General features: G+C 35.3%; 23 protein-coding genes. 10 read left to right on the plus strand and 13 right to left on the minus strand.

Annotation, left to right across the window (positions count from 1 at the left end; all coding sequences use genetic code 11):
* The first annotated feature begins 8 nt into the window (after positions 1–8).
* Positions 9–674, plus strand: coding sequence for a M15 family metallopeptidase (locus GQ46_RS14995; RefSeq protein ID WP_044405177.1), 666 nt, complete (start codon positions 9–11; stop codon positions 672–674).
* Between the two features lie 116 nt (positions 675–790).
* Here the strand turns inward: GQ46_RS14995 and GQ46_RS15000 are convergent, their stop codons facing one another.
* Together GQ46_RS15000 and GQ46_RS15005 are read right to left on the minus strand one after the other, a co-directional pair.
* Positions 791–2,023, minus strand: coding sequence for a M48 family metallopeptidase (locus GQ46_RS15000; RefSeq protein WP_044403558.1), 1,233 nt, complete (start codon positions 2,021–2,023; stop codon positions 791–793).
* A gap of 2 nt (positions 2,024–2,025) precedes the next feature.
* A complete protein-coding gene (locus tag GQ46_RS15005; protein ID WP_044403559.1) occupies positions 2,026–2,823 on the minus strand; it encodes an RNA methyltransferase in 798 nt (265 codons plus the stop codon).
* 90 nt (positions 2,824–2,913) lie between these two features.
* Between GQ46_RS15005 and GQ46_RS15010 the strand changes: the two genes are divergently transcribed.
* Positions 2,914–3,693: a DUF6503 family protein gene (locus GQ46_RS15010; protein ID WP_044405180.1), complete on the plus strand. Its 780-nt coding sequence runs from the start codon at positions 2,914–2,916 to the stop codon at positions 3,691–3,693.
* Positions 3,694–3,764: 71 nt separating this feature from the next.
* Here GQ46_RS15010 and GQ46_RS15015 read toward each other — a convergent pair whose 3' ends face one another.
* The 3 genes from GQ46_RS15015 to GQ46_RS15025 form a co-directional block, all read right to left on the minus strand.
* Entirely contained in the window at positions 3,765–5,069 is a 1,305-nt protein-coding gene (locus GQ46_RS15015; protein WP_044403560.1) for an amidohydrolase family protein, read from the minus strand.
* Between the two features lie 68 nt (positions 5,070–5,137).
* On the minus strand, positions 5,138–8,158 hold the full coding sequence (locus tag GQ46_RS15020) for an amidohydrolase family protein (protein WP_044403561.1): 3,021 nt from the start codon (positions 8,156–8,158) through the stop codon (positions 5,138–5,140).
* Positions 8,159–8,237: 79 nt separating this feature from the next.
* Positions 8,238–9,305, minus strand: a complete 1,068-nt coding sequence (locus tag GQ46_RS15025; RefSeq protein ID WP_044403562.1) for a DUF3810 domain-containing protein — start codon at positions 9,303–9,305, stop codon at positions 8,238–8,240.
* 106 nt (positions 9,306–9,411) lie between these two features.
* Between GQ46_RS15025 and GQ46_RS15030 the strand changes: the two genes are divergently transcribed.
* Positions 9,412–10,872, plus strand: a complete 1,461-nt coding sequence (locus GQ46_RS15030; RefSeq protein WP_044405183.1) for an aminoacyl-histidine dipeptidase — start codon at positions 9,412–9,414, stop codon at positions 10,870–10,872.
* A 76-nt stretch (positions 10,873–10,948) separates the two neighbouring features.
* Here the strand turns inward: GQ46_RS15030 and GQ46_RS15035 are convergent, their stop codons facing one another.
* From GQ46_RS15035 to GQ46_RS15045, 3 genes are read right to left on the minus strand one after another with little or no spacing between them, the layout of a single operon-like run.
* Positions 10,949–12,067: a peptidylprolyl isomerase gene (locus GQ46_RS15035; RefSeq protein WP_369793447.1), complete on the minus strand. Its 1,119-nt coding sequence runs from the start codon at positions 12,065–12,067 to the stop codon at positions 10,949–10,951.
* A 31-nt stretch (positions 12,068–12,098) separates the two neighbouring features.
* Positions 12,099–12,638, minus strand: a complete 540-nt coding sequence (gene gldI / locus GQ46_RS15040; protein ID WP_044403563.1) for a gliding motility-associated peptidyl-prolyl isomerase GldI — start codon at positions 12,636–12,638, stop codon at positions 12,099–12,101.
* Complete coding sequence (locus GQ46_RS15045; RefSeq protein WP_044403564.1) at positions 12,631–13,650, minus strand: bifunctional oligoribonuclease/PAP phosphatase NrnA; 1,020 nt, start codon at positions 13,648–13,650, stop codon at positions 12,631–12,633. The genes gldI and GQ46_RS15045 overlap by 8 nt, the downstream gene beginning before the upstream one ends.
* A gap of 87 nt (positions 13,651–13,737) precedes the next feature.
* Here GQ46_RS15045 and GQ46_RS15050 point away from each other — a divergent pair, with 87 nt between their 5' ends.
* Positions 13,738–14,157 (plus strand): nucleoside-diphosphate kinase, encoded by a 420-nt coding sequence (locus GQ46_RS15050; protein ID WP_044403565.1) that lies wholly within the window; start codon positions 13,738–13,740, stop codon positions 14,155–14,157.
* Positions 14,158–14,262: 105 nt separating this feature from the next.
* A complete protein-coding gene (locus GQ46_RS15055) occupies positions 14,263–16,839 on the plus strand; it encodes a M4 family metallopeptidase (RefSeq protein WP_044403566.1) in 2,577 nt (858 codons plus the stop codon).
* Positions 16,840–16,914: 75 nt separating this feature from the next.
* On the opposite strand, the gene GQ46_RS15060 is transcribed toward GQ46_RS15055, so the two are convergent.
* The 5 genes from GQ46_RS15060 to GQ46_RS15080 all read right to left on the minus strand — a co-directional run bounded on the left by GQ46_RS15060 (position 16,915) and on the right by GQ46_RS15080 (position 19,463).
* Positions 16,915–17,106: a cold-shock protein gene (locus tag GQ46_RS15060; RefSeq protein WP_044403567.1), complete on the minus strand. Its 192-nt coding sequence runs from the start codon at positions 17,104–17,106 to the stop codon at positions 16,915–16,917.
* Between the two features lie 153 nt (positions 17,107–17,259).
* Positions 17,260–17,451: a cold-shock protein gene (locus GQ46_RS15065; RefSeq protein ID WP_044403570.1), complete on the minus strand. Its 192-nt coding sequence runs from the start codon at positions 17,449–17,451 to the stop codon at positions 17,260–17,262.
* Between the two features lie 102 nt (positions 17,452–17,553).
* On the minus strand, positions 17,554–17,850 hold the full coding sequence (locus tag GQ46_RS15070) for a DUF721 domain-containing protein (protein ID WP_044403572.1): 297 nt from the start codon (positions 17,848–17,850) through the stop codon (positions 17,554–17,556).
* 41 nt (positions 17,851–17,891) lie between these two features.
* Positions 17,892–18,311 (minus strand): lipocalin family protein, encoded by a 420-nt coding sequence (locus tag GQ46_RS15075; RefSeq protein WP_044403574.1) that lies wholly within the window; start codon positions 18,309–18,311, stop codon positions 17,892–17,894.
* Positions 18,312–18,383: 72 nt separating this feature from the next.
* Positions 18,384–19,463, minus strand: coding sequence for a DNA replication/repair protein RecF (locus GQ46_RS15080; protein ID WP_044403575.1), 1,080 nt, complete (start codon positions 19,461–19,463; stop codon positions 18,384–18,386).
* Between the two features lie 124 nt (positions 19,464–19,587).
* Between GQ46_RS15080 and GQ46_RS15085 the strand changes: the two genes are divergently transcribed.
* The 5 genes from GQ46_RS15085 to mutL all read left to right on the plus strand — a co-directional run bounded on the left by GQ46_RS15085 (position 19,588) and on the right by mutL (position 23,397).
* Entirely contained in the window at positions 19,588–20,370 is a 783-nt protein-coding gene (locus tag GQ46_RS15085; protein WP_044403577.1) for a tetratricopeptide repeat protein, read from the plus strand.
* A gap of 2 nt (positions 20,371–20,372) precedes the next feature.
* Positions 20,373–20,855 (plus strand): 6,7-dimethyl-8-ribityllumazine synthase, encoded by a 483-nt coding sequence (gene ribH, locus GQ46_RS15090; RefSeq protein WP_044403579.1) that lies wholly within the window; start codon positions 20,373–20,375, stop codon positions 20,853–20,855.
* 168 nt (positions 20,856–21,023) lie between these two features.
* A complete protein-coding gene (locus GQ46_RS15095; RefSeq protein WP_044403580.1) occupies positions 21,024–21,254 on the plus strand; it encodes a hypothetical protein in 231 nt (76 codons plus the stop codon).
* Between the two features lie 4 nt (positions 21,255–21,258).
* Positions 21,259–21,549 carry a hypothetical protein gene (locus tag GQ46_RS15100; RefSeq protein WP_044403582.1) on the plus strand — a complete coding sequence of 97 codons (291 nt, stop codon included), beginning with the start codon at positions 21,259–21,261 and terminating at the stop codon, positions 21,547–21,549.
* Positions 21,550–23,397: a DNA mismatch repair endonuclease MutL gene (gene mutL / locus GQ46_RS15105; RefSeq protein ID WP_044403584.1), complete on the plus strand. Its 1,848-nt coding sequence runs from the start codon at positions 21,550–21,552 to the stop codon at positions 23,395–23,397. It abuts the gene before it with no gap.
* The last annotated feature ends 2 nt before the right edge of the window (positions 23,398–23,399 follow it).

The following is a 23,399-nucleotide window of genomic DNA, read 5'->3' on the forward strand; positions in this document are numbered from 1 at the left end:
TGGTTTTCATGCGATATATCTATAGCTTTTTACTAACACTTTTTTCATTTTTCTCTTTTGCACAATTGCCAAAGGGCTTTGTATATGTCAATGAGGTAATTCCAACCATCCAAACCGAACTCCGTTATTGTACTGATAATAATTTTGTTGGAACTCCTATAGATGGTTATGTTAATAATGTTGCTATTTTAACGACAGAAGCGGCTACAGCTTTAACAAAAGTGCAGGCTGAATTAGCCAAACAAAATTTATCTATTAAGATTTATGATGCTTACAGACCGCAACAAGCGGTGGATCACTTTGTGCGCTGGGCAAAAGTTGAGAATGATACCTTAATGAAGGGGGTGTTTTATCCAGAAGTAGAAAAGAAAAACTTATTTAACGCCGGGTATATCGCTTCAAAATCACGCCATAGTAGCGGTAGTACTTTGGATATCACGTTAGTGAATTTGGAAACCGGAGCACCTTTGGATATGGGCTCACCTTACGATTTTTTTGGTAGTGCCTCCTGGATTAAAAACAGTAACCTAAATAAAACGCAACGTAAAAACCGGCAACGACTTCAAAAAGTAATGGCCAAGCATGGCTTTAGAAATTATGCACAAGAATGGTGGCATTTTACTTTAAGAGGTGAACCGTATCGCAATCTGTATTTTGATTTTTTGGTGGAGTAGTTTATTGCCTCAAATATTGCGTTTTTAGCTAAAGCCTCAATATTTTTTGTTAATAATTTATCTGGCAGAAAACGCCCGGGTTGAAGGAGTATTATTTGTTTTAAAACGCCGCTAACTTAGCCCTTCAAATTCTCAATGCGCTCCAGCAAAGTAGGATGTGAATAATGCATAAACACATAAGCAGGATGCGGCGTTAAATTACTCAAACTGTTTTTAGAGAGTTTTTTAAGCGAAGTAATCATCGGTTCTGCTTTGTAGGTGTTTTTAGCATAATCGTCTGCTTGGTATTCAAATTTGCGTGAAAACCAATTCATAATTAAACCAGTAATTTCAGAGAGCGGAGCATATAAAATCCCAAAAGCAATTAAGCCAATATGAAAACTAGGAATCCTAACACCTAAGGCTTGTGATAGTATCGGATTTGAAATTAACAGCGACAGTATAAATAAAGTAAAACCTGTTAAAACGACTGAAGCGGCCAGATTAAAAATAATATGTTTGCGTTTGTAATGGCCAACTTCATGTGCCAAAACAGCAACAATTTCATCGTCTTCTAAATCATTTATTAAAGTATCGTAAAGTGTCACGCGTTTTTCACTTCCAAACCCTGAAAAATAAGCATTAGCTTTAGTACTGCGTTTTGAGCCATCAATCACAAAAATTTTATCAAGATTAAAGCCTACAGTTTGTGCATAATTTGAAATAGCATCCCGAAGGTTACCAGACTCTAAAGGCGTTTGTTTATTAAATAACGGCACAATTAATCGAGAGTAAAAAAGGTTCATAAAAAGCGTAAAAACAGTAATAAGAATCCAGGCGTAAACCCAAAACATGCGGCCTGTTGATTCATAAAACCAGGTCAGTACTGCTAATATACCACCACCAATAAGTAGTAGCATCAGCCAGCCTTTTAGTTTATCTAAAAAGAACGTTTTTTTGGTGGTTTTATTAAACCCAAAGCGTTCTTCAATTACAAAGGTTTTATAATATGCGAATGGCGTCGTTAAAATATCACTACCCAGCATAATAATTCCGAAGAAAATAAGCGTAATTAAAATCGTGTTTGTAGTATAGTCACGAGCCAAATTATCGACCAAAGCAAAACCATCAAAAAAGAAAAAAGCAAGTGTTAGCAATAAAGTGAAGGTAGAGGTGATTAATCCGAATTTATAATTGGTCTTTTTATAATCTTGTGATTTCTGGTATTCGGGGGTATCATAGACATCGTTTAATGTTTTAGGAATAGGGTCATTAAAGCGCTTAGCGTTTAAAGTATCTAATATTTTGTCGATGATAAAGTCGATTATGATGATTGCAATTATGATATAAAAGAGAGTCGTAGGCGTCATAGTTATTTAAAATTACGTTGTCGTTTTGCTTCAAAAATAAGAATTCCAGCAGCAACAGAAACATTCATCGAGTCAATAGCGCCTTGCATGGGGATACTAATATTTTGAGTGGAAGCGTCTCGCCATTCTTGGCTCAATCCAGTGGCTTCTGTACCAACAACAATAGCCGTTGGTGTTGCGAAATCCTGAGTGTGATACGCTTCAGATTCTTGTAAGATAGCGCTATAAATATTAATATTTTTTGATTTAAGAAAGCTAATAATTTCGGTTGTACTTCCAGTAGCAATTTGATTTGTAAATAAACAACCCACACTAGAGCGCACAATATTCGGGTTGTATAAATCCGTTTTAGGATTAGCAATAATAACAGCATCTACATTGGCAGCATCAGCGGTACGTAAAAGGGCACCAATATTACCTGGTTTTTCTGGTGCTTCAGCGACTAAAACTAAAGGATTTTTGGTGTTGAATTTTAAATCAGAAATAGTATTTTTCTTGCTTTTAGCTATGGCAATAATACCTTCAGTAGTATCGCGATAGGCAATTTTTTGATAGACCTCTTTGTTAATCTCTATAATTTCAGCCGAAATACCTAAGGTCTTCAATGCATCTTCAGAAAATAATTCAGGGTAAAATAATACGGCTTCTAGCGTGTAGCCTCCTTTTAAAGCCAATTGTATTTCTCGCGCACCTTCAATAATAAATAAGCCTGTTTTTTTTCGCTCCCGCGATTTTTCTTTTAATAGAACTATCTGTTTTATTAGAGCGTTTTGTGTACTTGAAATTTGCTTAAACACCATTATTTTTAAATAATTTAACGCAAATTTACAGTATTAAATTGTAAAATGTATTTCAAGTTTATAACTGAATTGAAAACAAAATTTATGTTTATGAAAAACCAGAGCTTTGTAACAGCATTACTTTTAATCCTATTGTCATGCAAACAAGAAAGTAAAATTGCTGAAAATCAGGATTATTCAATAGAGAATCTGGACATAACAACTTCTATATATCCAGAAAACATGACTAAAGTTTTTGATGCTCATGGTGGTATTGATCATTGGAATCAGGCTAAAACCTTGGTGTTTGAATTAGAAAAAGAAGGCGGAAACGAAAAAACAACGACTAATTTGAAGTCTAGAAAAGCGCGGATTGAAGCACCAGATTATACTATTGGTTTTAATGGTGAAGCGGTTTGGATATCGGAAAAAGACACAACAGCTTTTAAAAGCAAGCCAGAATTTTATTATAACCTTATGTTTTATTTCTATGCCATGCCTTTTGTTTTGGCAGATGATGGAATTACGTATACTAATGTAGCACCTTTAGTTTTTGAAGACAAAAGCTATCCGGGTATTAAAGTGTCTTATGATGCTGGAGTTGGTGTATCTCCCGAGGATGAGTACCTTTTGTATTACGATCCGGAAACCAATAAAATGACTTGGCTCGGGTATACGGTGACTTACTTTACAAATGAAAAAAGCACAGCGTGGCACTTTATTAGATACAGTGATTGGCAGGAGGTAAATGGCTTTCAATTACCAAAAACTTTAGAATGGTTTGAGGCTGACGGTTTCAAAATAGGCAAGAAAAAGGATAAAGTAAGTAGTTTTGTAAATGTTTCGATATCGAAACAAGCACCTAAGGCTTCGCTTTTTGAAAAACAGTAGTGATATCTTTAAAAATAAAAGCGAGCATTCTATTTATGGAATGCTCGCTTTTTTAGTATTAAGGGAATTAACTATTTTTTATACTTATTAGAATAGCGCTTGTATAATTCCGTTTGGTGTGATTCTAAGCTTATGTCACGACCTTGAATAAAAGCTTTGGTTAATTTGTTAGTACGCATATCTAAAGCATCACCCTCGCTAATAAAAAGAGTAGCATCTTTGCCAACTTCAAGAGAGCCAACGGTATCTTCTATACCTAAAATTTTAGCTGTGTTCAATGTGATTAGGCTTAAGGCTTGTTCTTTCGTTAAACCATAAGCGGCACAAGTACCAGCTAAAAAAGGAAGATTTCTGGCATTCATACGCTCCATACTTCCAGCGTTTTCTAAACCTACTAAAACGCCAGCATCTACCAGTTGTTTTGCTTGCTTAAAGGGAAAATCGTAATCATCATCGTCACTTTTTGGTTCGCTATGTACACGTTGTAATAATAAAGGAATGTTGTGTTGCTTAAGTAGCGCGGCAACTTTATCCGCTTCATAACCGCCAACAATGACCATGTTTTTTACATCATTTTCTTTTGAAAAATGAATAGCGTCTGTAATGCCTTTTTCAGAATCCACATGTATAAATAAGGTTTTAGAGCCATCAAATAATCCTTGCAATGCTTCGAAAGGGAGGTGCTTTGGCGATTGGTTGCCAGAGTGATACACTTTACTTTCATTACAATAAGCCACTAGCTCATCAACTTGCTTTTTATACTCTTCATTAACTTTTAAATTAGAAGGTTCTCCTAACCACCAGCGGCCGCGAGAAAATGAGCTAGGCCAGTTTAGGTGAATACCATCGCCTTCCTTAATCACGGCGTCTTCCCAGTTCCAGGCATCAAATTGTACCACAGAAGAAGTGCCTGAAATGCGTCCGCCACGAGGCGTAATCTGCCCCATCAATACACCATTTGGCCGCATAGATTCTACAACTTTAGATTCGGTATTATAGGCAATTAAACTGCGAATATGTGGGTTCATTGCACCCACCTCATCAGCATCGTCAGACGCACGAACGGCATCAACTTCCACTAAACCCAAAGTCGTATTTGGCGCAATGAAACCAGGATAAATATGTTGTCCGGTGGCGGTAATAATATCCATTCCCTTAACATTAAATTTTACTTGTTCAGCACTGGCAATAGTTGCGATTTTACCATCTTTGATAATTAAACAGCTGTTTTCTATCACAGTGCCATCACCAATATGAGCGGTAGCTCCAAAAATAGCAATGTCTTTTGTTTGCTTTGGAGCGGGTGTTTGTTGTGCTATTACTACAACTGAAAGTAGTAAAGCAAAAACAAGTATTTTATATTTTAAATTTTTCATCTTGAAAACTATATTTTATTTATTTGAGTGTGACTGATTACTGTAAACTTCATACCGAATACTGCTCACTAAAAATCACTATCGCAGTGAAAATGTTTTTTTTCCTTCTTTTCTATCGGTTTTGTTTTTAAGCCTTTGTTTTTTGCCTGAAGCATCAAATTCGTTAACTCATTTTTTTCTTTCTTAATCGCCTCGCGTAATTGTTTATCACGATCAATATCAAAATAGGTAACACCTTCAATAATGGTTTTTTCGGCTTTAGTATAAATAGACATAGGATGACCACTCCACAACACAACATCTGCATCTTTCCCAACTTTAATACTCCCGACACGATTATCGATATGTAATAATTTTGCCGGATTTAAAGTCACAAATTTCCAAGCCTCTTCTTCACTAATGTTTCCATATTTTACAGATTTAGCGGCTTCTTGATTTAAACGTCTTGACATCTCACTGTCGTCACTATTTATAGCCACTGTTACGCCAGCATTATGCATAATTGCTGCATTATATGGAATCGCATCGTTTACTTCATATTTATACGCCCACCAGTCACTAAATGTAGAACCACCAGCACCGTGCGCTTTCATTTTATCTGCTACTTTATAACCTTCTAAAATATGTGTAAACGTATTAACACTAAAGTTAAACTGCTCTGCAACCTTCATTAACATGTTTATCTCACTTTGAATGTATGAATGGCAGCTAATAAAGCGCTCTTTATTTAAAATCTCGGCCAGTGTTTCCATTTCTACATCTTTGCGATACGGTTTCCCACTTTTCTTTAAGGCATCATACTCTTTCGCACGCTGAAAATAATCGATGTAAACCTGCTCAACACCCATTCGTGTTTGTGGAAAACGTATCGTGCTGTTCGACCCCCAATTACTTTGCTTCACATTTTCTCCTAAAGCAAATTTTATAAACTTTGGCATGTCTTTATACAGTAAATTATCTGCTGATTCGCCCCATTTTAGCTTAATAATCGCTGAACGACCTCCGATGGGATTGGCGGAACCATGTAAAATTTGAATAGACGTAACCCCACCAGCCAGATTGCGATAGATGTTTATATCTTCTGGATTGATAACATCTTCCTGAGTGACTTCTGCGGTAGAATTATGACCAGATTCGTTAACCGAAGCGGTTGCGATGTGTGCATGTTCATCTATAATACCAGCTGTTAAATGTTTGCCTTTACCATCAATAATTTTAGCATCAGAAAAACTGAGGTTCTGACCTATTTTTGAAATTTTACCACCCCTAATCAATACATCTGTATTTTCAAGAATACCATCTTTTTCATTGGTCCAAACGGTGACATTTTTAAAGAGTAACGTTTCTTGCTGTGGTAAGGTTTTAAACCCATAAGCCATGTTGGGATACGTTACAGGGTAGCTGGTTTTAGCGTCGGCTGAAGCATCATTGTCTTCGGCGTCTTTATCCTTATCTTCTTTTTCGTCTTCGTTTTTGTCCTCATTTTTGTCTTCAGAAGCTTTTTCTTTTACGCTTCTTTTAGCCGAAAAAGGGATTTCCTTTCCGTTAGGGAGATACGCTTTTCCGCTAAAACTATCTGTATTATCTATGCTGGAAACCAATCTAATAAATTCTTGTTTGGTTGTGTCTATTGTAGAAAAGGTGAGGTTTAGCCAATCGCCTTCAAAACTTATTTTAGAACCCAATTTTTTGTTATCTGCTTTAACTTCAGATTTTAATTTTTCAATCTCACCTTTAATCGTTAATTCATATTCTGTTTTATTCAAGCTCAAAGTATAATCCCCACGTATATCTTTAGTATCCATAGAAATCAACTCATTTTTAATACCGGTCACCCAGTTTTGATAAATGGTAGTTTTTTTGTCAAATAAATCACCTGAAGTCACTAAAAAGTTTGCATAGGAACCAGCAGTTAGTGTTCCTAAAACGTTACTTTTACCTATGATTTGAGCGGGTACTGTCGTTAAGGCGGCTAGAGCCTTCTCTTGTGACAGCCCTGCTTCTAAAGCTTTGCGCAGGTTAGCCATAAAATCCTTAGAGTCTTTAAGCTTATAAGTTGAGAATGCAAAAGCAACATTATGGTCGGCTAGTATTTTAGGATTTGATGGTCTTTGATTCCATTCTCTTAAATCATCTAACTGTACCGAACTAGCTAAAAAGGGATTTTCCATATCATAGGCATCCGGAAAATTCACAGGTATAATAAAGGACCCTTTGGTGGCTTTAATTTCTTTTATGTATTCATACTCATCACCACCACCAACAAATACATATTGTGTATTAAATTGATCTCCAACTTTATCTAATCGAAGCGCATTCATTTTGCTTCCAGCTTCAATAATTTGAACCTTGTTTTTATTAGCATTAAAGGCTTCTAAAGCGAGGTCTTTTTCTTTTATACTACCAGTAGCATACCAATCGGCATCCATATTTACCTGACGCAATAAGGCAAAGGCGCCCATGATTGAATTTGGGTAAGACTGTCTTGATGTTTTACTTTTACTAATTCCTAAATATTGTGCAGAGGCTTCAGAAAGAATTCTCTTGGCATTAGAATCTTCAGAATTTAAGGCTATTAAAGTACCTGTACCACGAATAATACCATCTTCAATATGGGTGTTAACAACTCCAAAACCTGCCTTTCGAAGTTTTTCGGCTTCCTTATCATCATATTCAAAATGATTGATGGCATTTTGGTCTGCTCTTATGTGGTCATTCCAATAGTAACCTTCACGAGATGCCTCATACTGTGGGCTTTTTGAATCGTCACTAGGACTTTCAAGTTTTTTAATACCAAAAGTAGAGTAGATATCAATAAAAGAAGGGTAAATACTTTTACCGGATAAGTCTGTAACTAGACAGTTTTTTGGAATAGTTACTGATTCACCAACATATACCACTTTACCCTCTTTAATAAGTAAAGTCCCCTTTTCTATCACCTGAGTTGGTGAGATGTAGATTTTGGCATTTGTAAAGGCTGTGTAATTTGAATGTATGGTTTTTACACCGTCATTTTTAGGAATGTGTTCTTGTGCTAGTGCTAATAAGCTACACAAAAAACAACTGAATACTAGAAGTTTCTTTGTCATGATTGGTTCAAAAGGATTTTAGGCTTAAATATAATAATAAGCTGTGGTTCAAAACAAACGAATGTTAGTTTTTAACTTTTTAAAAAGTTTTGTTTTCAAAATAGTTAACCAATAAAGCCACAACATAACTGTAACTTTTCATGCCATCTGTTTGATTGTTTGCGATTAAAAAGCCGTTGTAAGTGGATTGAAATAGTGGCTCAATTGGGTTTCTTTTAGATTCCCAAAATTCACGTACTTCCTGGTAATTTTTTATTATGCCGGTATTTATCGTCGTAATCAGACGGTCGTATTCTTCCGGATTTCGCCGGTATATTTCGTGTAAACAGTGGCGCAACCCAAAAGTATAGCCCGAATAGTTGAAATAAATATCTTCATGACTTGTTGCTGCTAAACACCCTATAAAATTTGCTTCGTTTTCTGCTGCATACCCTAATTCATGCGCGACTTCATGTGAGGCAGTAGTTGCAATTTTAAATACAGGAATTAAACCGTTTACATGAGCTTCATTCGTTAATGGATTCAAATAACCACTAAATCCCATATAGGTTAATGGCCAGCTTAATAACGATTTTTTAATGCTTTTACCCTTGTACTCTAAATGTGGAAAGTTTTTTTGCAAAGCGGCATAACCTAAAGGTGTTTTGTCTATAACCTCATTTTTAGTGTAGGGGAATTCTACTTTAATACTATCGTGACTAACAAGTTCAAGATGAATGGTATTCGATTTTGTTATGAGTTTTTCTGCCACAGCAATCAATGATTCAGTAGTATATTCAGCGTCTAAATTGAGGTTTTGGTGCAATGGTAACCGGTAGTAATTCATGGCCCAAAACAAATGAAACGCGATATATATTATGGAAACTGCTGCAAAAACATCAGTACTCCAATTTCTAAAATCTCTAAGCATCCGTTTTCTGTTAATAACAAGCCATCTTATACTATAGATAATTGCAAATGCATATACGAAATCGCCAAAAGAAAAGGGAAGCCATCCCAAACTATAGCGTAATGTTTGTGAGAGTAAAGGGTATATGCCATTGCTGTAATAGTTTTCAATAAAGTCTGGAAATTGTGCTAAAATCTTTACTGTGATAAAAGCAGGAATAATAGCAAGTGCAACGATTCGTTTTTTGTTTTTAAACATAATTCAAATTTAAGTAAATGTTTACAAAAATGAGTGCTGAATAATTACCTTTGCACTATAAAGTGAATTGTTAATTTTATTTGGTCTAATACAAAAAACAGAGAAGATGAATTCAGAAATAAGAAGTTTAGAACCTAAAGCGTTGTGGAATAAGTTTGCAGATTTAAATGCTGTACCTAGAGCATCGAAAAAAGAAGCGCGTGTGATTGCTTTTATGAAAGCGTTTGGAAACAATTTAGGTTTAGAAGTCATTGAAGATGAAGTAGGGAATGTTATTATAAAGAAGCCTGCAACAGCGGGAATGGAAGACAGAGAGACTATCGTGATGCAATCGCATTTAGATATGGTACATCAAAAAAATACAGATACGAATTTCGATTTCGAGACGCAAGGGATAGAAATGTATATTGATGGTGATTGGGTTCGAGCAAAAGGAACAACTTTGGGCGCAGATAACGGGCTAGGAGTGGCTACGATTATGGCGGTACTAGAAAGCAAAGCTATTGTACATCCAGCTATTGAAGCCTTATTTACCATTGATGAAGAAACAGGCATGACGGGCGCCATGGGCTTAAAAGGTGGGGTTTTATCTGGTGGCATTTTATTGAATTTAGATACAGAAGAAGATGACGAAATAGGAGTAGGCTGCGCGGGAGGTATAGATGTTACCGCCACAAGAGCATATAAAGAGGAAGAGACTCCTGAGTTCAAGACGGGATATGAAATAAGAGTCAAAGGTTTGCAGGGAGGACATTCGGGTATGGATATTCATAAAGGATTGGGTAACGCTAATAAAATAATGAACCGCCTGTTGTTTGATGGTTTTGAAAATTTTGGTTTACGTATTTCAGAAATTGATGGCGGTAGCTTGCGCAACGCGATACCTAGAGAAAGTAGCGCAATTGTAGCGATTGATACATTACATGATGCTGTGTTTAATGCTGAAATGAGTGCGCTAGCCGAAATTATAAAGACCGAACTAAAAACATTAGAACCAGATTTAGAAATAGTGGTTTCAAAAACTGAAACGCCTGAGAAAATAATGGATTTAGGTGTGCAGGAAGGGATGACACGTGCATTATATGCTGCTATAAACGGTGTGTATAGAATGAGTGCAGATATTCCTGATTTAGTGGAAACTTCAAATAATGTCGCTAGAGTAATCGTTAAAGAAGGTGAAATAAAAATAGGATGTTTAACACGGTCATCGGTTGATAGTTCTAAAATGGATTTGGCAAATACCCTACGCGCTACTTTTGAATTAACGGGTTGTGAAGTCGAGTTTTCAGGGGATTACCCGGGTTGGACACCAAATATGGATGCTTCTATTTTAAAAGTATTAAGTAATTTGTATGAAAAAATTAATGGAGAAAAAGCCCACGTTGCCGCTTGCCATGCAGGTCTGGAATGTGGTATTCTAGGCAGTAACTATCCAGAAATGGAAATGATTAGTTTTGGCCCAACCATTAGAGGGGCACACTCACCAGATGAACGAGCAAGTATTTCTTCAGCTCAAAAATACTGGAAATTTGTTTTAGAGATTCTTAAAAATATTCCTAAAAAGTAAATAGTTAATAAATGAAAAAAAAGCCTTCAAAATTTATTTTGAAGGCTTTTTTTTGTCTTATAGTAGAGGGTGTTTTCTATTTAACAAGATCTACTATTTCAATATCAAATATTAAGTTTGAATTACCAGGAATAGGACCGTAATCTCTACTTCCATACCCTAAAAATGAAGGAATAAAAATCCGAGCTCTCTCTCCAACTTTCATATTTAACATCGCTTCTCTGAAGCCAGGAGCTAACCGCGCACTTGTGCTGTAAAGCGTAGGAAATGGTTTGTACCCTCCATTCTCATCTCTGTTTTCGTCATATTTTCCAGCTTCTTTAGCGGCAGATGCCCAACTAGTGTCAAATAATGTACCATCTTCTAAGTAACCCGCGTAATCAATTAAAACTTGTTGTTGAGGGGTTGGCACAACACCTGTCCCTTCTTTAGTCCTAATCATAACGACACCAGAAGGTAAACGAATAACCTCTCCTTCTAAATTTTCATTATCTTTTATAAACTTTTCACGAGAAGCCTCAAGTAATTCCTCTTGCTTTTTTGTTTCTTCTTCTAATTCTACAAAGTAACTGTCAAATACTTTAGGGGCATCAAATGCTTTAGCAGCTTCACCTTTTCTAATGATATTTACTTCTTCCATGACCACATCCTTTTCAGGTTTATCTTGTGCTCTAGGTTGTAATACCTTAACATTCGAAATAGAGTCCTGAACATTTAGACCAATTACTAATTCACCAAAAACGGTATGTTTAGGGTCTAAATTTGGTGTTGCTACTTCTGTTATAAAGAACTGAGAGCCGTTGGTTGCTGGTCCAGAGTTTGCCATAGATAGCACCCCTGGTTTATCATGCTTTGCACTGTTTATTTCATCTTTAAAACGGTAACCTGGATTACCACCACCAGTAGCTGTTGGATCACCACCTTGTATCATGAAACCATCTATAACACGATGAAACGTAACACCATTGTAGAATTTTTTTCCTTTGTAAATAGAATCTACCTTAGAATTGGTGCCTTCAGCAAGTGAGACAAAGTTAGCAACGGTTACCGGCGCTAAATCATAGTTTAATTTGGCTACCATGGTTCCTTTATTCGTTACAATTTCAGCATATAAGCCATCTTCTAATTCTGGATACTTATCTTGACATGATGCTGCAGTGGCACTGATGAGGAGCGCAATAATTAAAATTTTCATAGTTTGCATTAAATTATTCATTGGATTCGTATTAATTTGTTGTGATTGAATTTACTGTTACTTGTGTGACGATTGGGATGTTAGTTCTAATTTTATTTTCATCTCCATAATAACCATAAGCTTTTTGAGAGGGAAAAATGAACGTATAGGTTTCTCCTGCTTTCATAAGTTTTAATCCTTCCCGTAAACCGGTAAACAATTCTTGTTTATCCATAAGGTATTCACGTGTTTTTAATTCTTCTTCTGTATAAATGATATTTCCATTTAAATCAGCGATATAATGTTCATATTTTATGAGATCGCCAAACGCTGGCGTTTTTAATACCGTATCTTGTTGTATCGTGTCTTTTGAAAACCAAAACCCATGCTCTGAAGTTAGAAAACGCTTATCACTTTGATTTGCAATGTAGGTTTCTATTTGCTCTTGTTCTAACAGGAATAATTTTTTATTCCGTTCGGCAGATTCTTTAATAAAAGATCCAGTGCTTACAGACTCAGGCTCCCGTGCTTCTGGTGTTTTACAAGAACTAAGATATAAAATTAGCAAAAGAAATACGACTAATTTATTCATTATTTAGGGCTGTTTTATAGTGTGGTAATATACTAATAAATTTTTCAACGGTTTGAGATAAAGTGGTGTCACTTTTTCCTCCAGCAGCATTTGTATGTCCGCCACCTTCAAAATGTTTTCTAGACAATTCGTTTACAGAGAAATCGCCTTTTGATCGTAGCGATATTTTAATAATACCTTGATTTTTATCTTCAATAAAAATAGCGGCTAAAACGGTATCATTTAAAGCTAATGCATAGTTAACGAAGCCTTCTGTGTCTCCTTTTTTATAATCTAGTTTTTGTAACTCCTCTTGAGATAACGTAATGTATGCCGTTCTATATTCAGGCAATACTTTTAAGTTACTCAACGCACAGCCTAAAAGCTGTAAACGATTATAGCTATTCGTATCGTAAACATTATTATGTATGTGCGTGTTGTCTGCGCCTTTATCAATTAAATTGGCTATAATACGGTGCGTTGTACTGGTTGTAGAGCGAAATCGAAATGATCCAGTATCTGTCATTATTCCTACATAAAGACAGGTTGCAATGTCTTCATCTATTTCGTTTAAAGCATTTAGTTTATCTAAAAAATGATAGACCATTTCACAAGTTGAACTCATAGAGACATCACTAAACATATAGTTAGCATAGTCATCTGGTTGTTGATGGTGATCGATCATGATTTTAATCGCCTGACTTTGTTCTAAAACAGTTTCCATATGGCCCGTTCTATGGAGTGCATTAAAATCTAAAGTAAAAAGAATATCAGCTTCATTTATAATTACTTCAGTACGTTCTTTATCGGTCTCATGTTTCAAGATTGTACTTTCTTTGGGTAACCATTTTAAAAAATCGGGATAATCATTAGGCGCAATAATTACGGCTTCATGATTTAACTTTAACAGATAGTGCAAGAGTCCTAATGTTGAGCCAATCGCATCACCATCAGGGTTTTTGTGAGGAATAATTGCTATCTTTTTTGGTGTTGATAAAAGTGATTTTATCTCTATTATATCTTGTGTACTCATAGCGCACGAAGATACAATTTTTTAATATGGATTTATATTGTTTTATTGAAGAAATACAGTACTTTTGCAGCCATAAAAAAATAACAAATGGCAACAAATAGAACATTTACGATGCTTAAGCCAGATAGTGTTGAAAAAGGACACATTGGCGCAATATTAGAAAAAATCAACGCTTCAGGATTTAGAATTGTAGCGCTGAAATTAACACAAATGACTAAAGCGGATGCTGAAGCATTTTATGCAGTACACAACGAAAGACCTTTCTTTGGTGAATTAGTTGAGTACATGACACGTGGTCCTGTTGTAGCTGCGATCTTAGAAAAAGATAATGCAGTGGAAGACTTTAGAACTTTAATTGGAGCTACAAACCCTGCAGATGCTGCAGAAGGGACTATTAGAAAATTATATGCAGCTTCTATTGGAGAAAATGCGGTGCATGGTAGCGATAGTGATGAAAATGCTGCTATTGAAAGTGCTTTTCATTTTTCTGGAAGAGAAATGTTCTAGTAAATAGAAACACACTTAAAAATATATGAAGCCTGAATTTTAACAAATTCAGGCTTTTTTTATGCCTGATAATCAGTTATTTTAGCAACAAAAAAAGTCTAATTTTTGAAAAGTTTAAAACTACTCTCTTTTTGTCTGTTATTTACATGCACCGTATTTGCCCAAAATCTTAGAAAATCCATTTTAGATTTTCAAGCAAAAACAAAGTCTGCGGTAACTATTAATGACGTTTCTGGCGTTCCTGAATTCATTAGGTTTACCAATAATAATGCTTTAAAGGTTGCAGGTTCAACTTTAAAGGTAAAAGCATACAGTTTTTTAGAAGCTAATAAAAAGCTGTATACTATTAATGATGTGAGCGCCGCATTGGTATCATTAAAAACAGAACACGATAATTATGGCTTAAGCCGTGTTGTATTGCAACAACTGCACAACGGGGTGCCTGTTTATGATGGGAAGTTATTAGTTCATTTTAATAGTCAAAAAAACGTAACAGCTATAAATGGAAACTATATACCAAATATAAAATTGAATGCAGTTCCTAGTTTAAGTAAGGAAGAAGCAAATGCAATTGCTTTGCAAGAGATTGAAAAACAGGACATCAATTATTCTGGTGCCTCTTTATTAGTTCATGATAGTAAATTACAGGTGTTTAATAAAGGCTTGGCGAGAGGTATAGAAAGTGCTAACTACTTGGTTTATGAAGTAGAGGTACGAAATAATAGAGATGTTAGAGAATTTTTGTTTTTAGATGCTCATACTGGTGCGGTAGTGGAACAATATACTGGTATTGCCCATGCACTCGATCGTACTGTTTACGAAAACAATACAGGAAATCCTGTTTGGCAAGAAGGCGATGCGTTTCCTGGCACTTTAAGTATTTGGCAACAAAATGAGGTTGTAGCTTCGGGTCATACGTATCACTTCTTTAACAACGCTTTTGGTTTTGCTTCTTATGATGGCGCTGATGCCCAAATGCGTACTGTAAATAATGATCCAAATATTAGTTGCCCTAACGCGAACTGGAATGGTTCTACGGCTAATTATTGCGACGGTACAGCAGCTGATGATGTGATAGGACACGAATGGGGTCATGCCTATACTCAATTCACTAGTAATTTAATTTACATGTGGCAATCTGGAGCAATTAACGAATCGTACTCAGATATTTGGGGAGAAACTATAGATTTATTAAATAATTATGAGGATGTAGGAGAGAATAATGTGGTTAGGATACTTCAGGCCTGTAATGAGTCTAACCGGTGGTTAATAGGAGAAGATGCGACAGGTTTTTCTAGTAACCTAAGAGACATGTGGAGTCCAACATGTGAAGGTGATCCAGGAAAGGTAACAGATGGTCAATACATATGCAGTTCATTTGATAATGGTGGAGTACATATTAATTCTGGAATCCCAAATCATGCCTATGCTTTGTTAGTGGATGGGGGGAGTTATAACGGACAAGTTATTAGTGGCATCGGCTTTACTAAAGCAGCTCATATTTTTTGGAGAGCACAAAGCCAATACTTAACGGCAACTAGTGATTTTAAAAACTTGGCAGATGCTTTAGAAGCTTCAGCAAATGATTTAATAGGAATTAATTTGAATGGATTAACAACAGAAGCTATGCCAGCGGGTTTATCTGGAGAAAGCATTACAGCTGCAGATGTTATTCAATTAAATAAGGTAATACTAGCAGTAGAATTAAGAACAAATCCTGATGCTTGTGGTTACCAAGCGCTATTAGTGCCTGCGCCAGATTTATGTGATGCGGCAAATACTAGTCCTATCTTTTTTGAGGATTGGGAAAATGGTTTAGGGAGTTGGACCTTAGATCAAGTCATAGCACCTAGTGCGACATGGACCCCAAGAGATTGGGAAATAGAGTCAAGCTTACCCAATAACAGACCAGGTAGTGGTATTTATGCGATAAATGCTCCAATTGGTGATTTATATGGTGGTGATTGTTCATCAGATTTTCAAAACGGGATATTACGTTTAGAAAGTCCAGTAATTACAATACCAGATTTTACAGATGGGCTGTATGAATTAGCTTTTAACCATTATGTAGCTACTGAAGCTGATTGGGATGGAGGTAACTTTAAAATAAGTATTGATGGCGGTGCGTTTACCGTGCTTCCGGCAGCAGCGTTTACGACTAACCCTTATAATGGTGTTTTAAACGATCAAGCAGTAGGAAATGATAATCCAATGCGTGGAGAGGATGCCTTTACAGGATCAGATGAAGGTTCAAATAAAGGAAGTTGGGGAAAAAGTATTATTGATTTATCGTCATTAGGTATCACGGCCAATAGCACGTTGCAAGTTAGATTTGATTTTGGAACAGATGGTTGTAACGGTCGTGAAGGCTGGTATGTTGATGAATTTGTGGTGTATAATTGTGCTTATGTACTTTCAAACAAACAGTTTAACGCCATTGATAGCTTAGTATCTGTTTATCCGAATCCATCGAATGGTGTTTTTAATTTAAAGAAAATCGGACAAGTTAAATTGTTAACCGCCGAAATACATGATATTAACGGACGCTTTATAAAGGCGGTAGATTTGTCTACTATGACTTCAGATAGAGCAATAGACTTATCTCAGGTAGCTTCTGGATTATATTTTATGACGGTAACTTCAGAAGCGGCTCAAGGTGTGATTAAATTATTGAAACACTAAAAGTAGACGCTATTAAATAAGAAAAGCCCACTCATTTGAGTGGGCTTTTGCATTAAAAAAGTGCTGTAGTATATGTTAAATTACTTTTACGTTTACTGCGTTTAATCCTTTTTTACCTTCTTGTAAGTCGAATTCAACTTCATCACCTTCGCGAATCTCGTCAATTAAACCTGAAATGTGTACAAAATGGTCTTTGTTTACACCTTCTTCTGTAATGAAACCAAAACCTTTAGAGTCATTGAAGAATTTTACTGTGCCTTTACTCATTGTAATAAAATTTAAATTAATTATTTAATTACCTACAAAGATAATATCATTATTAACACAAATTAATTATTTACTGTGTTAATTTTATAAAATAAAAAAAACCTATCATAATATGATAGGTTTTCTTTGTAAAAAGGTAAGTTGAATATATAATTATATAACTTTTACATTTACTGCGTTCATGCCTTTTCGTCCTTCTTGTAGATCGAATTCTACGGCATCTCCTTCACGAACTTCGTCGATTAAGCCAGAGATGTGTACGAAATGTTCTTTGTCTGATCCTTCTTCAGTTATAAAACCGAAACCTTTAGAATCATTGAAAAATTTTACTGTGCCTTGAGCCATTTTAAAAAATAATTTAATTTATAATAACTCAAATATAGTAATTTAATTTAAAAAAATAATTTTTAGTTCTTTAATTTTAACTTGTTAATCATTTGGTAACCTTTAACGTAGTACTAATTTTTTAACCAATGTTTTACCCAAAGATTCATTGAGCATGGTCATTATTTTGTCCTTACCATAACTTAATTCTTCCCTTAAAACACTGGAACTTAGTTGTACAAAAAGGGTGTCGTTCTTTAGTTCAATAGCAGTGGTGTAATTGTTTACACCGTTTCCCATTAAATTGGCCCAAGCTTCACGAACATTAACTTTATCAAGTCCTTTTTCTAGTTTATTGGTTTCTACAAAGTCTTTTAAAGCCTCGTGAATATTTAATATGTTGTTATTGCGTTTTGCCATATTTATTTTCTGAAAAAAGCGGATGCCTTATTAATTTTAAGTTACTCAACGGTTATAGGCGTAAAGCGTTTGTATAAAAATACGGCCTTATTTTCGTTTATAATTTTTAATTGACTACTATTTGCCATTAAAACGGTTTCTTTCCAATGAGCATATTTAGTGGAATAGTATAGATTTAAACTGTCATTTTCTACTTTTAGCTGAAGTTCCTCCACAGCGTTTGATGTTTCGTATTTACCATCGAATCTAGGCTTCATTTTTTTTCTAAACCCTTTTAAACTATCGTTAATAGCAATAAAATCGATGGTTTCATTTATGGTATATTCTTTTTTTGTGCCGTCGGCCAAAGTCACACGTTCTATTTCCCAATACCCCTCAAGGTGTGGTATAAACTGTTCAGGATTTTTAGAACAGCTGCCTAATAAAACCATTAAAAATAAAATGGATAATACCTGTTTCATAGTGTATTTGTTTTATTTAAGAGATTACTGAATCATAAACGTCCGGCTTTGTGAGTACAGGACGGTTATCAATTACAATTTAAAAATTTCATACGATTGATGCACTTGTTTTATTGCTTTTTCTGTACGTTCAGCATGGGTATCACTAATAAATAATTGTCCGAAATTCTCAGCATCGACCAATTTGATTATTTGTGTCACGCGTTCTTCATCTAACTTATCAAAAATATCATCTAATAGCAAAATGGGATTGACGCCACTTTGCTCTTTAATAAAATCGAATTGTGCTAATTTCAATGCAATTAAAAATGATTTTTGTTGGCCTTGACTACCAAATTTCTTTATGGGATGTTCATCTATATTGAAAATTAAGTCGTCTTTATGAACGCCAACACTAGTATAGTGTATCGCTTTGTCTTTGTTAATCACTTGTTTTAAAAGGGCGTTTAATTCTCCATCAAATAAATCGCTTTTATAAACTAAATCAACCCTTTCATTGCCATTACTAATGGCCTGGTAGCGCTTTTTAAATATAGTGAGAAAGGTTTTTAAAAAGGCTTCTCTTTTTTGAAAAATAGCGGTTCCAAACTGGTGTAATTGTGCATTATAAATATCTAAAGTGTCAGCATTAAACGTATGGTTTAATGCAAAATATTTTAGTAGCGCATTACGTTGTCCTAAAACCTTATTATATTTAATTAAATCGTTTAAATAAGACGTATCGCTTTGCGAAATCACACTATCTATAAATTTACGTCGGGTATCGCTACCTTCGATGATTAAGTCACGATCTGCGGGTGAAATAATGACAAGTGGCAGGAAGCCAATGTGTTCACTAAATTTTTCGTAGGCTTTAGCATTTCGTTTGATAATTTTCTTTTGTCCGCGTTTTAAACTAATAACAATCTTTTCCTCTTTATTTTGCTTATTGTATTCTCCATTGATGACAAAAAAATCGGTGTCGTGTTTTATATTTTGAGAGGCAATAGGATTGAAGTAACTTTTACCAAAGGAAAGATGATAAATAGCATCTAAAACATTCGTTTTTCCTACACCATTGTTGCCAACCAAACAATTGATGGTTTCATTAAATTCGAAGGTTTTGCTCTCAAAATTCTTGTAATTAAGTAAGGAAAGTGATTTTAAAATCATAGGTATTTTGAAAAAACGGGCGTATGCTAATGGTGTTAATAAATAAGAAGTGCAAAATAACAAATAAATAACCTTTTATATATGCAGAAAAATTTTATTTTTGCGACGATTAAATAAAACATAAATGGCAACGTACAATAAAAGAGGTTACAAAGCAAAGAAGGAAAAGATGAAGGATACAGTAAATGATCCTAACCTTGAAGAAAACTCAACAACAGCTGAGGTATTTAATACTTTAGACGAGACGGCTTCAAAGACTGAAGATTTCGTTGCTACAAATCAAAAGTATATTTTTATCGTTATTGGAGTAGTAGCAGCTTTAGTTTTGGGCTACTTGGGTTACCAAAAATTTGTAAAAATACCTGCGCAGGCAGAAGCGATGAATGAAATGTACCACGCTCAAAAGCAATACAATGAAGCGGTGAATGGCACAGCTAATGATTCTTTGTATAATTTGGTGCTTAAAGGTAGCGAAGGTAAATACGGCATGTTAGACATTATTGAGAACTATAGTGGAACGGAAGCAGCAAACTTAGCAAATTACTATGCAGGTGTTTCTTACTTAAATTTGAAAGATTACAAAAATGCAATCACACATTTAGATCAGTATTCTGGTGAGGATCAAATGACAGGACCAATGGCTAAAGGGGCTATTGGAGATGCTTTTGTTCAATTAGATCAAAAGGAAGAGGCTTTAAAATACTACGTAAAAGCGGCTGAAATGCGTGACAACGAATTAACGGCACCAACTAACTACTATAAAGCAGGAGTAATTGCTTTAGAGTTAGGGGAAGCAAGTGACGCATTAGAATACTTTAATATTATTAAAGACAACTATTCTGATGTTAATGAAGCTTCTCAAGTAGATGCGTTTATTGCAAAAGCAAAAGTGATGGCAAACAAATAAAGATGGCAACAGTAAATAATAATTTATCTGAATATGATAAAGCATCAATCCCAAACGCGAGTAACTATCGGTTTGGGATTGTTGTTTCAGAATGGAATGATACAATCACCGAAGGTTTATTTAAAGGGGCTTACGACACCTTAATTGAAAACAATGTGGAACCAGGAAACATTACGCGTTGGAACGTGCCTGGAAGCTTTGAACTTATCTATGGTTGTAAGAAAATGCAACGACAACGAGTAGATGTGGTAATCGCTATTGGGTCTGTTATTCAAGGAGAAACCAAACATTTTGATTTTGTTTGTGAAGGTGTAGCTCAAGGAATTAAGGACCTGAATGTATTACATGATGTTCCTGTTATTTTTTGTGTTTTGACAGATAACAATAAGCAACAAGGCCTAGACCGCTCTGGCGGAATTCACGGTAATAAAGGTACTGAAGCTGCGGTGGCTGCCATTAAGATGGCTTTTTTAAACGAGCAGTAACGCAATATTTATTCATCCTTCCTATGCTTTAGTTTAGGCATACAAAACGATTAACTGCCGTTCATTCAAAAACAAACAGGGTTTGTTAACAAATTTAAGCCAGAACCATCCTTAGGTCTCTAGTATTTTCAGTATTTTTGAGTGTAATAATAAGGCTAAAATCAGCAGGTGTTAAAGCAACGAAAGCATAAAAAGTTTAACTATCAGTCACGGTATTCTAAAGAGGACCATTCAGCGAGAGAAAATGAGCATGTGTCTAAACGAGAGATTTCAAACGAATGGGATAGAACCAGACGCACCAGCTCAGATAAGAGAAAGGGTATAACTTTACCACTTTTATTACTTTTATTAGGCATTATTATTGCTGTACTTTACTACTTAGAAACAAAAATAGGATAGTATTATGGGCATAATTCCACATAAAAAAAACAAACGCTACAATTATACACCACGCTTCTATAAAGGAAATGGAGAGGGGAGTCCGTTTGAAATGAAACATAAGTTTGACGATTTTAGATCAACAGTTGGTAGCAATGGTGGTATTAAATCGAAACTCAGTTCTGCATTTAATGAGTTAAAAAACGCACCAGATAAGGCAGCTAGCAGACGTATTGTCATTATTGTTTTTGTTTTGATACTTCTTTTTTTATTTTTTATAGATTTCGATTTGTCAATCTTTTTCTCAAAACCATAAATGGCAGATATTATTCAGCTTTTACCAGATCATGTTGCTAATCAAATCGCAGCAGGAGAAGTCGTGCAACGACCTGCTTCTGTAGTGAAAGAATTACTTGAAAACGCCATAGATGCTGGTGCAGCCACTATTAAATTGATTATTAAAGACGCAGGAAAAACCCTGGTTCAGGTTATTGATGACGGTAATGGGATGAGCGTAACAGATGCGCGATTAAGTTTCGAACGTCATGCCACGTCTAAAATTAGAACAGCCGATGATCTCTTTCAATTAAATACAAAAGGATTTCGAGGCGAAGCTTTAGCGAGTATTGCAGCCATAGCCCATGTAGAGTTGAAGACTAAGCAGGAAGGAGATGATGTTGGAACCTGCATCGTTATTGAAGGTAGTGCAGTACAATCACAAGAGGTTGTTGTGACTCCAAAAGGAACCTCTCTTTCTGTGAAAAACCTTTTTTTTAATATTCCTGCAAGACGTAATTTTTTAAAATCTAACGTTGTAGAAACACGCCATATTATAGATGAATTTCATCGTGTGGCTTTAGCGCATCCTAGTATTGGATTCGTGATGTTTCATAACGGCAGCGAAGTGTTTAATTTACCAGAAAGTAATTATAGACAGCGTATTGTTAATATTTTCGGAACCAAAACGAACGAGAAATTAGTACCTGTAAACGAAGATACAGAAGTGCTTAAAATTTCTGGATTTGTTGGAAAACCTGAGTTTGCTAAAAAATCTAGAGGAGAGCAATTCTTTTTTGTTAATGACCGGTTTATTAAAAGCGCCTATTTAAATCATGCGATAGGTTCGGCTTTTGACGGCTTATTAAAAGATGGAGCACATGCTAGTTATTTCTTGAATTTAAAAGTGAATCCGCAAACCATAGATATTAATATTCATCCTACAAAAACAGAGATTAAGTTTGACGATGAGCATACCCTATATGCTATATTGCGCTCAGCAGTAAAACATAGTTTAGGGCAATTTAATATTGCGCCAGTTTTAGACTTTGAGCGAGATGCCAATTTAGACACGCCCTATAGCTATCAGCAAAAAGGCACACCTTCTGTGACTGTAGATAGGAGTTTTAATCCTTTTGCAGATGAAAAGCAAGGCGCTACAAATCAAACCTCAAATTATAGAAAAGAACCCGCCGCCCATTGGGAAAGCCTCTATGTAGGTTTAGAAAGCAAAGGCACCCAAACACGACAAGATTACAGTGAAGTACATTATGAAAGTGAGCAAAAAAACGCTTCTATTTTTGATAATGGCACTCCAGTGGAACAGAAACAAAGCACCTACCAATTTCATAATAAATATGTGGTAAGTACTGTAAAATCTGGTGTGTTATTTATCGATCAACATCGTGCACATCAACGAATACTGTATGAAGATTTTTTAAAGAATATTACCGTTAAAGAAGCAATGAGTCAGCAGCTCTTGTTCCCGCTACAATTGCATTTTTCGCCACAGGAAATTGAAATTATCAGTCAGCTAAAAGCCGATTTGGAGCATACTGGATTTGTGTTTCAAACCTTAGAAGAAGAATTAGTAGAGATCACAGGTGTCCCTGTAAGTGTTCCTGAAAGTGAAGTGTCCATTATTTTAGAACAATTAATAAGTGATGTTGAAAACGAAGTGCCAGATAGCAATTTTAGTGCGACTGATTTGTTAGCAAAATCCTTAGCTAAAACTTTGGCTGTTAAAACGGGGCAATCACTTACAGTACCTGAACAAGAACATTTGGTGAATGCGTTGTTTGCGTGTAAAGCACCTAGCGTATCACCTACCAACAGGGCCACATTTATAACGATGACTGTTGATGAACTGGATAAAAAATTTGTGTAAAC

Source organism: Lacinutrix sp. Hel_I_90 (assembly GCF_000934685.1).
In the GTDB taxonomy this organism is placed as follows: domain Bacteria; phylum Bacteroidota; class Bacteroidia; order Flavobacteriales; family Flavobacteriaceae; genus Lacinutrix.

Coding starts and splice junctions, on each gene's coding strand:
- GQ46_RS14995 (WP_044405177.1), top strand. CDS start 9: ATGCGATATATCTATAGCTTTTTACTAACACTTTTTTCATTTTTCTCT.
- GQ46_RS15000 (WP_044403558.1), bottom strand. CDS start 2,023: ATGACGCCTACGACTCTCTTTTATATCATAATTGCAATCATCATAATC.
- GQ46_RS15005 (WP_044403559.1), bottom strand. CDS start 2,823: ATGGTGTTTAAGCAAATTTCAAGTACACAAAACGCTCTAATAAAACAG.
- GQ46_RS15010 (WP_044405180.1), top strand. CDS start 2,914: ATGAAAAACCAGAGCTTTGTAACAGCATTACTTTTAATCCTATTGTCA.
- GQ46_RS15015 (WP_044403560.1), bottom strand. CDS start 5,069: ATGAAAAATTTAAAATATAAAATACTTGTTTTTGCTTTACTACTTTCA.
- GQ46_RS15020 (WP_044403561.1), bottom strand. CDS start 8,158: ATGACAAAGAAACTTCTAGTATTCAGTTGTTTTTTGTGTAGCTTATTA.
- GQ46_RS15025 (WP_044403562.1), bottom strand. CDS start 9,305: ATGTTTAAAAACAAAAAACGAATCGTTGCACTTGCTATTATTCCTGCT.
- GQ46_RS15030 (WP_044405183.1), top strand. CDS start 9,412: ATGAATTCAGAAATAAGAAGTTTAGAACCTAAAGCGTTGTGGAATAAG.
- GQ46_RS15035 (WP_369793447.1), bottom strand. CDS start 12,067: ATGAAAATTTTAATTATTGCGCTCCTCATCAGTGCCACTGCAGCATCA.
- gldI (WP_044403563.1), bottom strand. CDS start 12,638: ATGAATAAATTAGTCGTATTTCTTTTGCTAATTTTATATCTTAGTTCT.
- GQ46_RS15045 (WP_044403564.1), bottom strand. CDS start 13,650: ATGAGTACACAAGATATAATAGAGATAAAATCACTTTTATCAACACCA.
- GQ46_RS15050 (WP_044403565.1), top strand. CDS start 13,738: ATGGCAACAAATAGAACATTTACGATGCTTAAGCCAGATAGTGTTGAA.
- GQ46_RS15060 (WP_044403567.1), bottom strand. CDS start 17,106: ATGAGTAAAGGCACAGTAAAATTCTTCAATGACTCTAAAGGTTTTGGT.
- GQ46_RS15065 (WP_044403570.1), bottom strand. CDS start 17,451: ATGGCTCAAGGCACAGTAAAATTTTTCAATGATTCTAAAGGTTTCGGT.
- GQ46_RS15070 (WP_044403572.1), bottom strand. CDS start 17,850: ATGGCAAAACGCAATAACAACATATTAAATATTCACGAGGCTTTAAAA.
- GQ46_RS15075 (WP_044403574.1), bottom strand. CDS start 18,311: ATGAAACAGGTATTATCCATTTTATTTTTAATGGTTTTATTAGGCAGC.
- GQ46_RS15080 (WP_044403575.1), bottom strand. CDS start 19,463: ATGATTTTAAAATCACTTTCCTTACTTAATTACAAGAATTTTGAGAGC.
- GQ46_RS15085 (WP_044403577.1), top strand. CDS start 19,588: ATGGCAACGTACAATAAAAGAGGTTACAAAGCAAAGAAGGAAAAGATG.
- ribH (WP_044403579.1), top strand. CDS start 20,373: ATGGCAACAGTAAATAATAATTTATCTGAATATGATAAAGCATCAATC.
- GQ46_RS15100 (WP_044403582.1), top strand. CDS start 21,259: ATGGGCATAATTCCACATAAAAAAAACAAACGCTACAATTATACACCA.
- mutL (WP_044403584.1), top strand. CDS start 21,550: ATGGCAGATATTATTCAGCTTTTACCAGATCATGTTGCTAATCAAATC.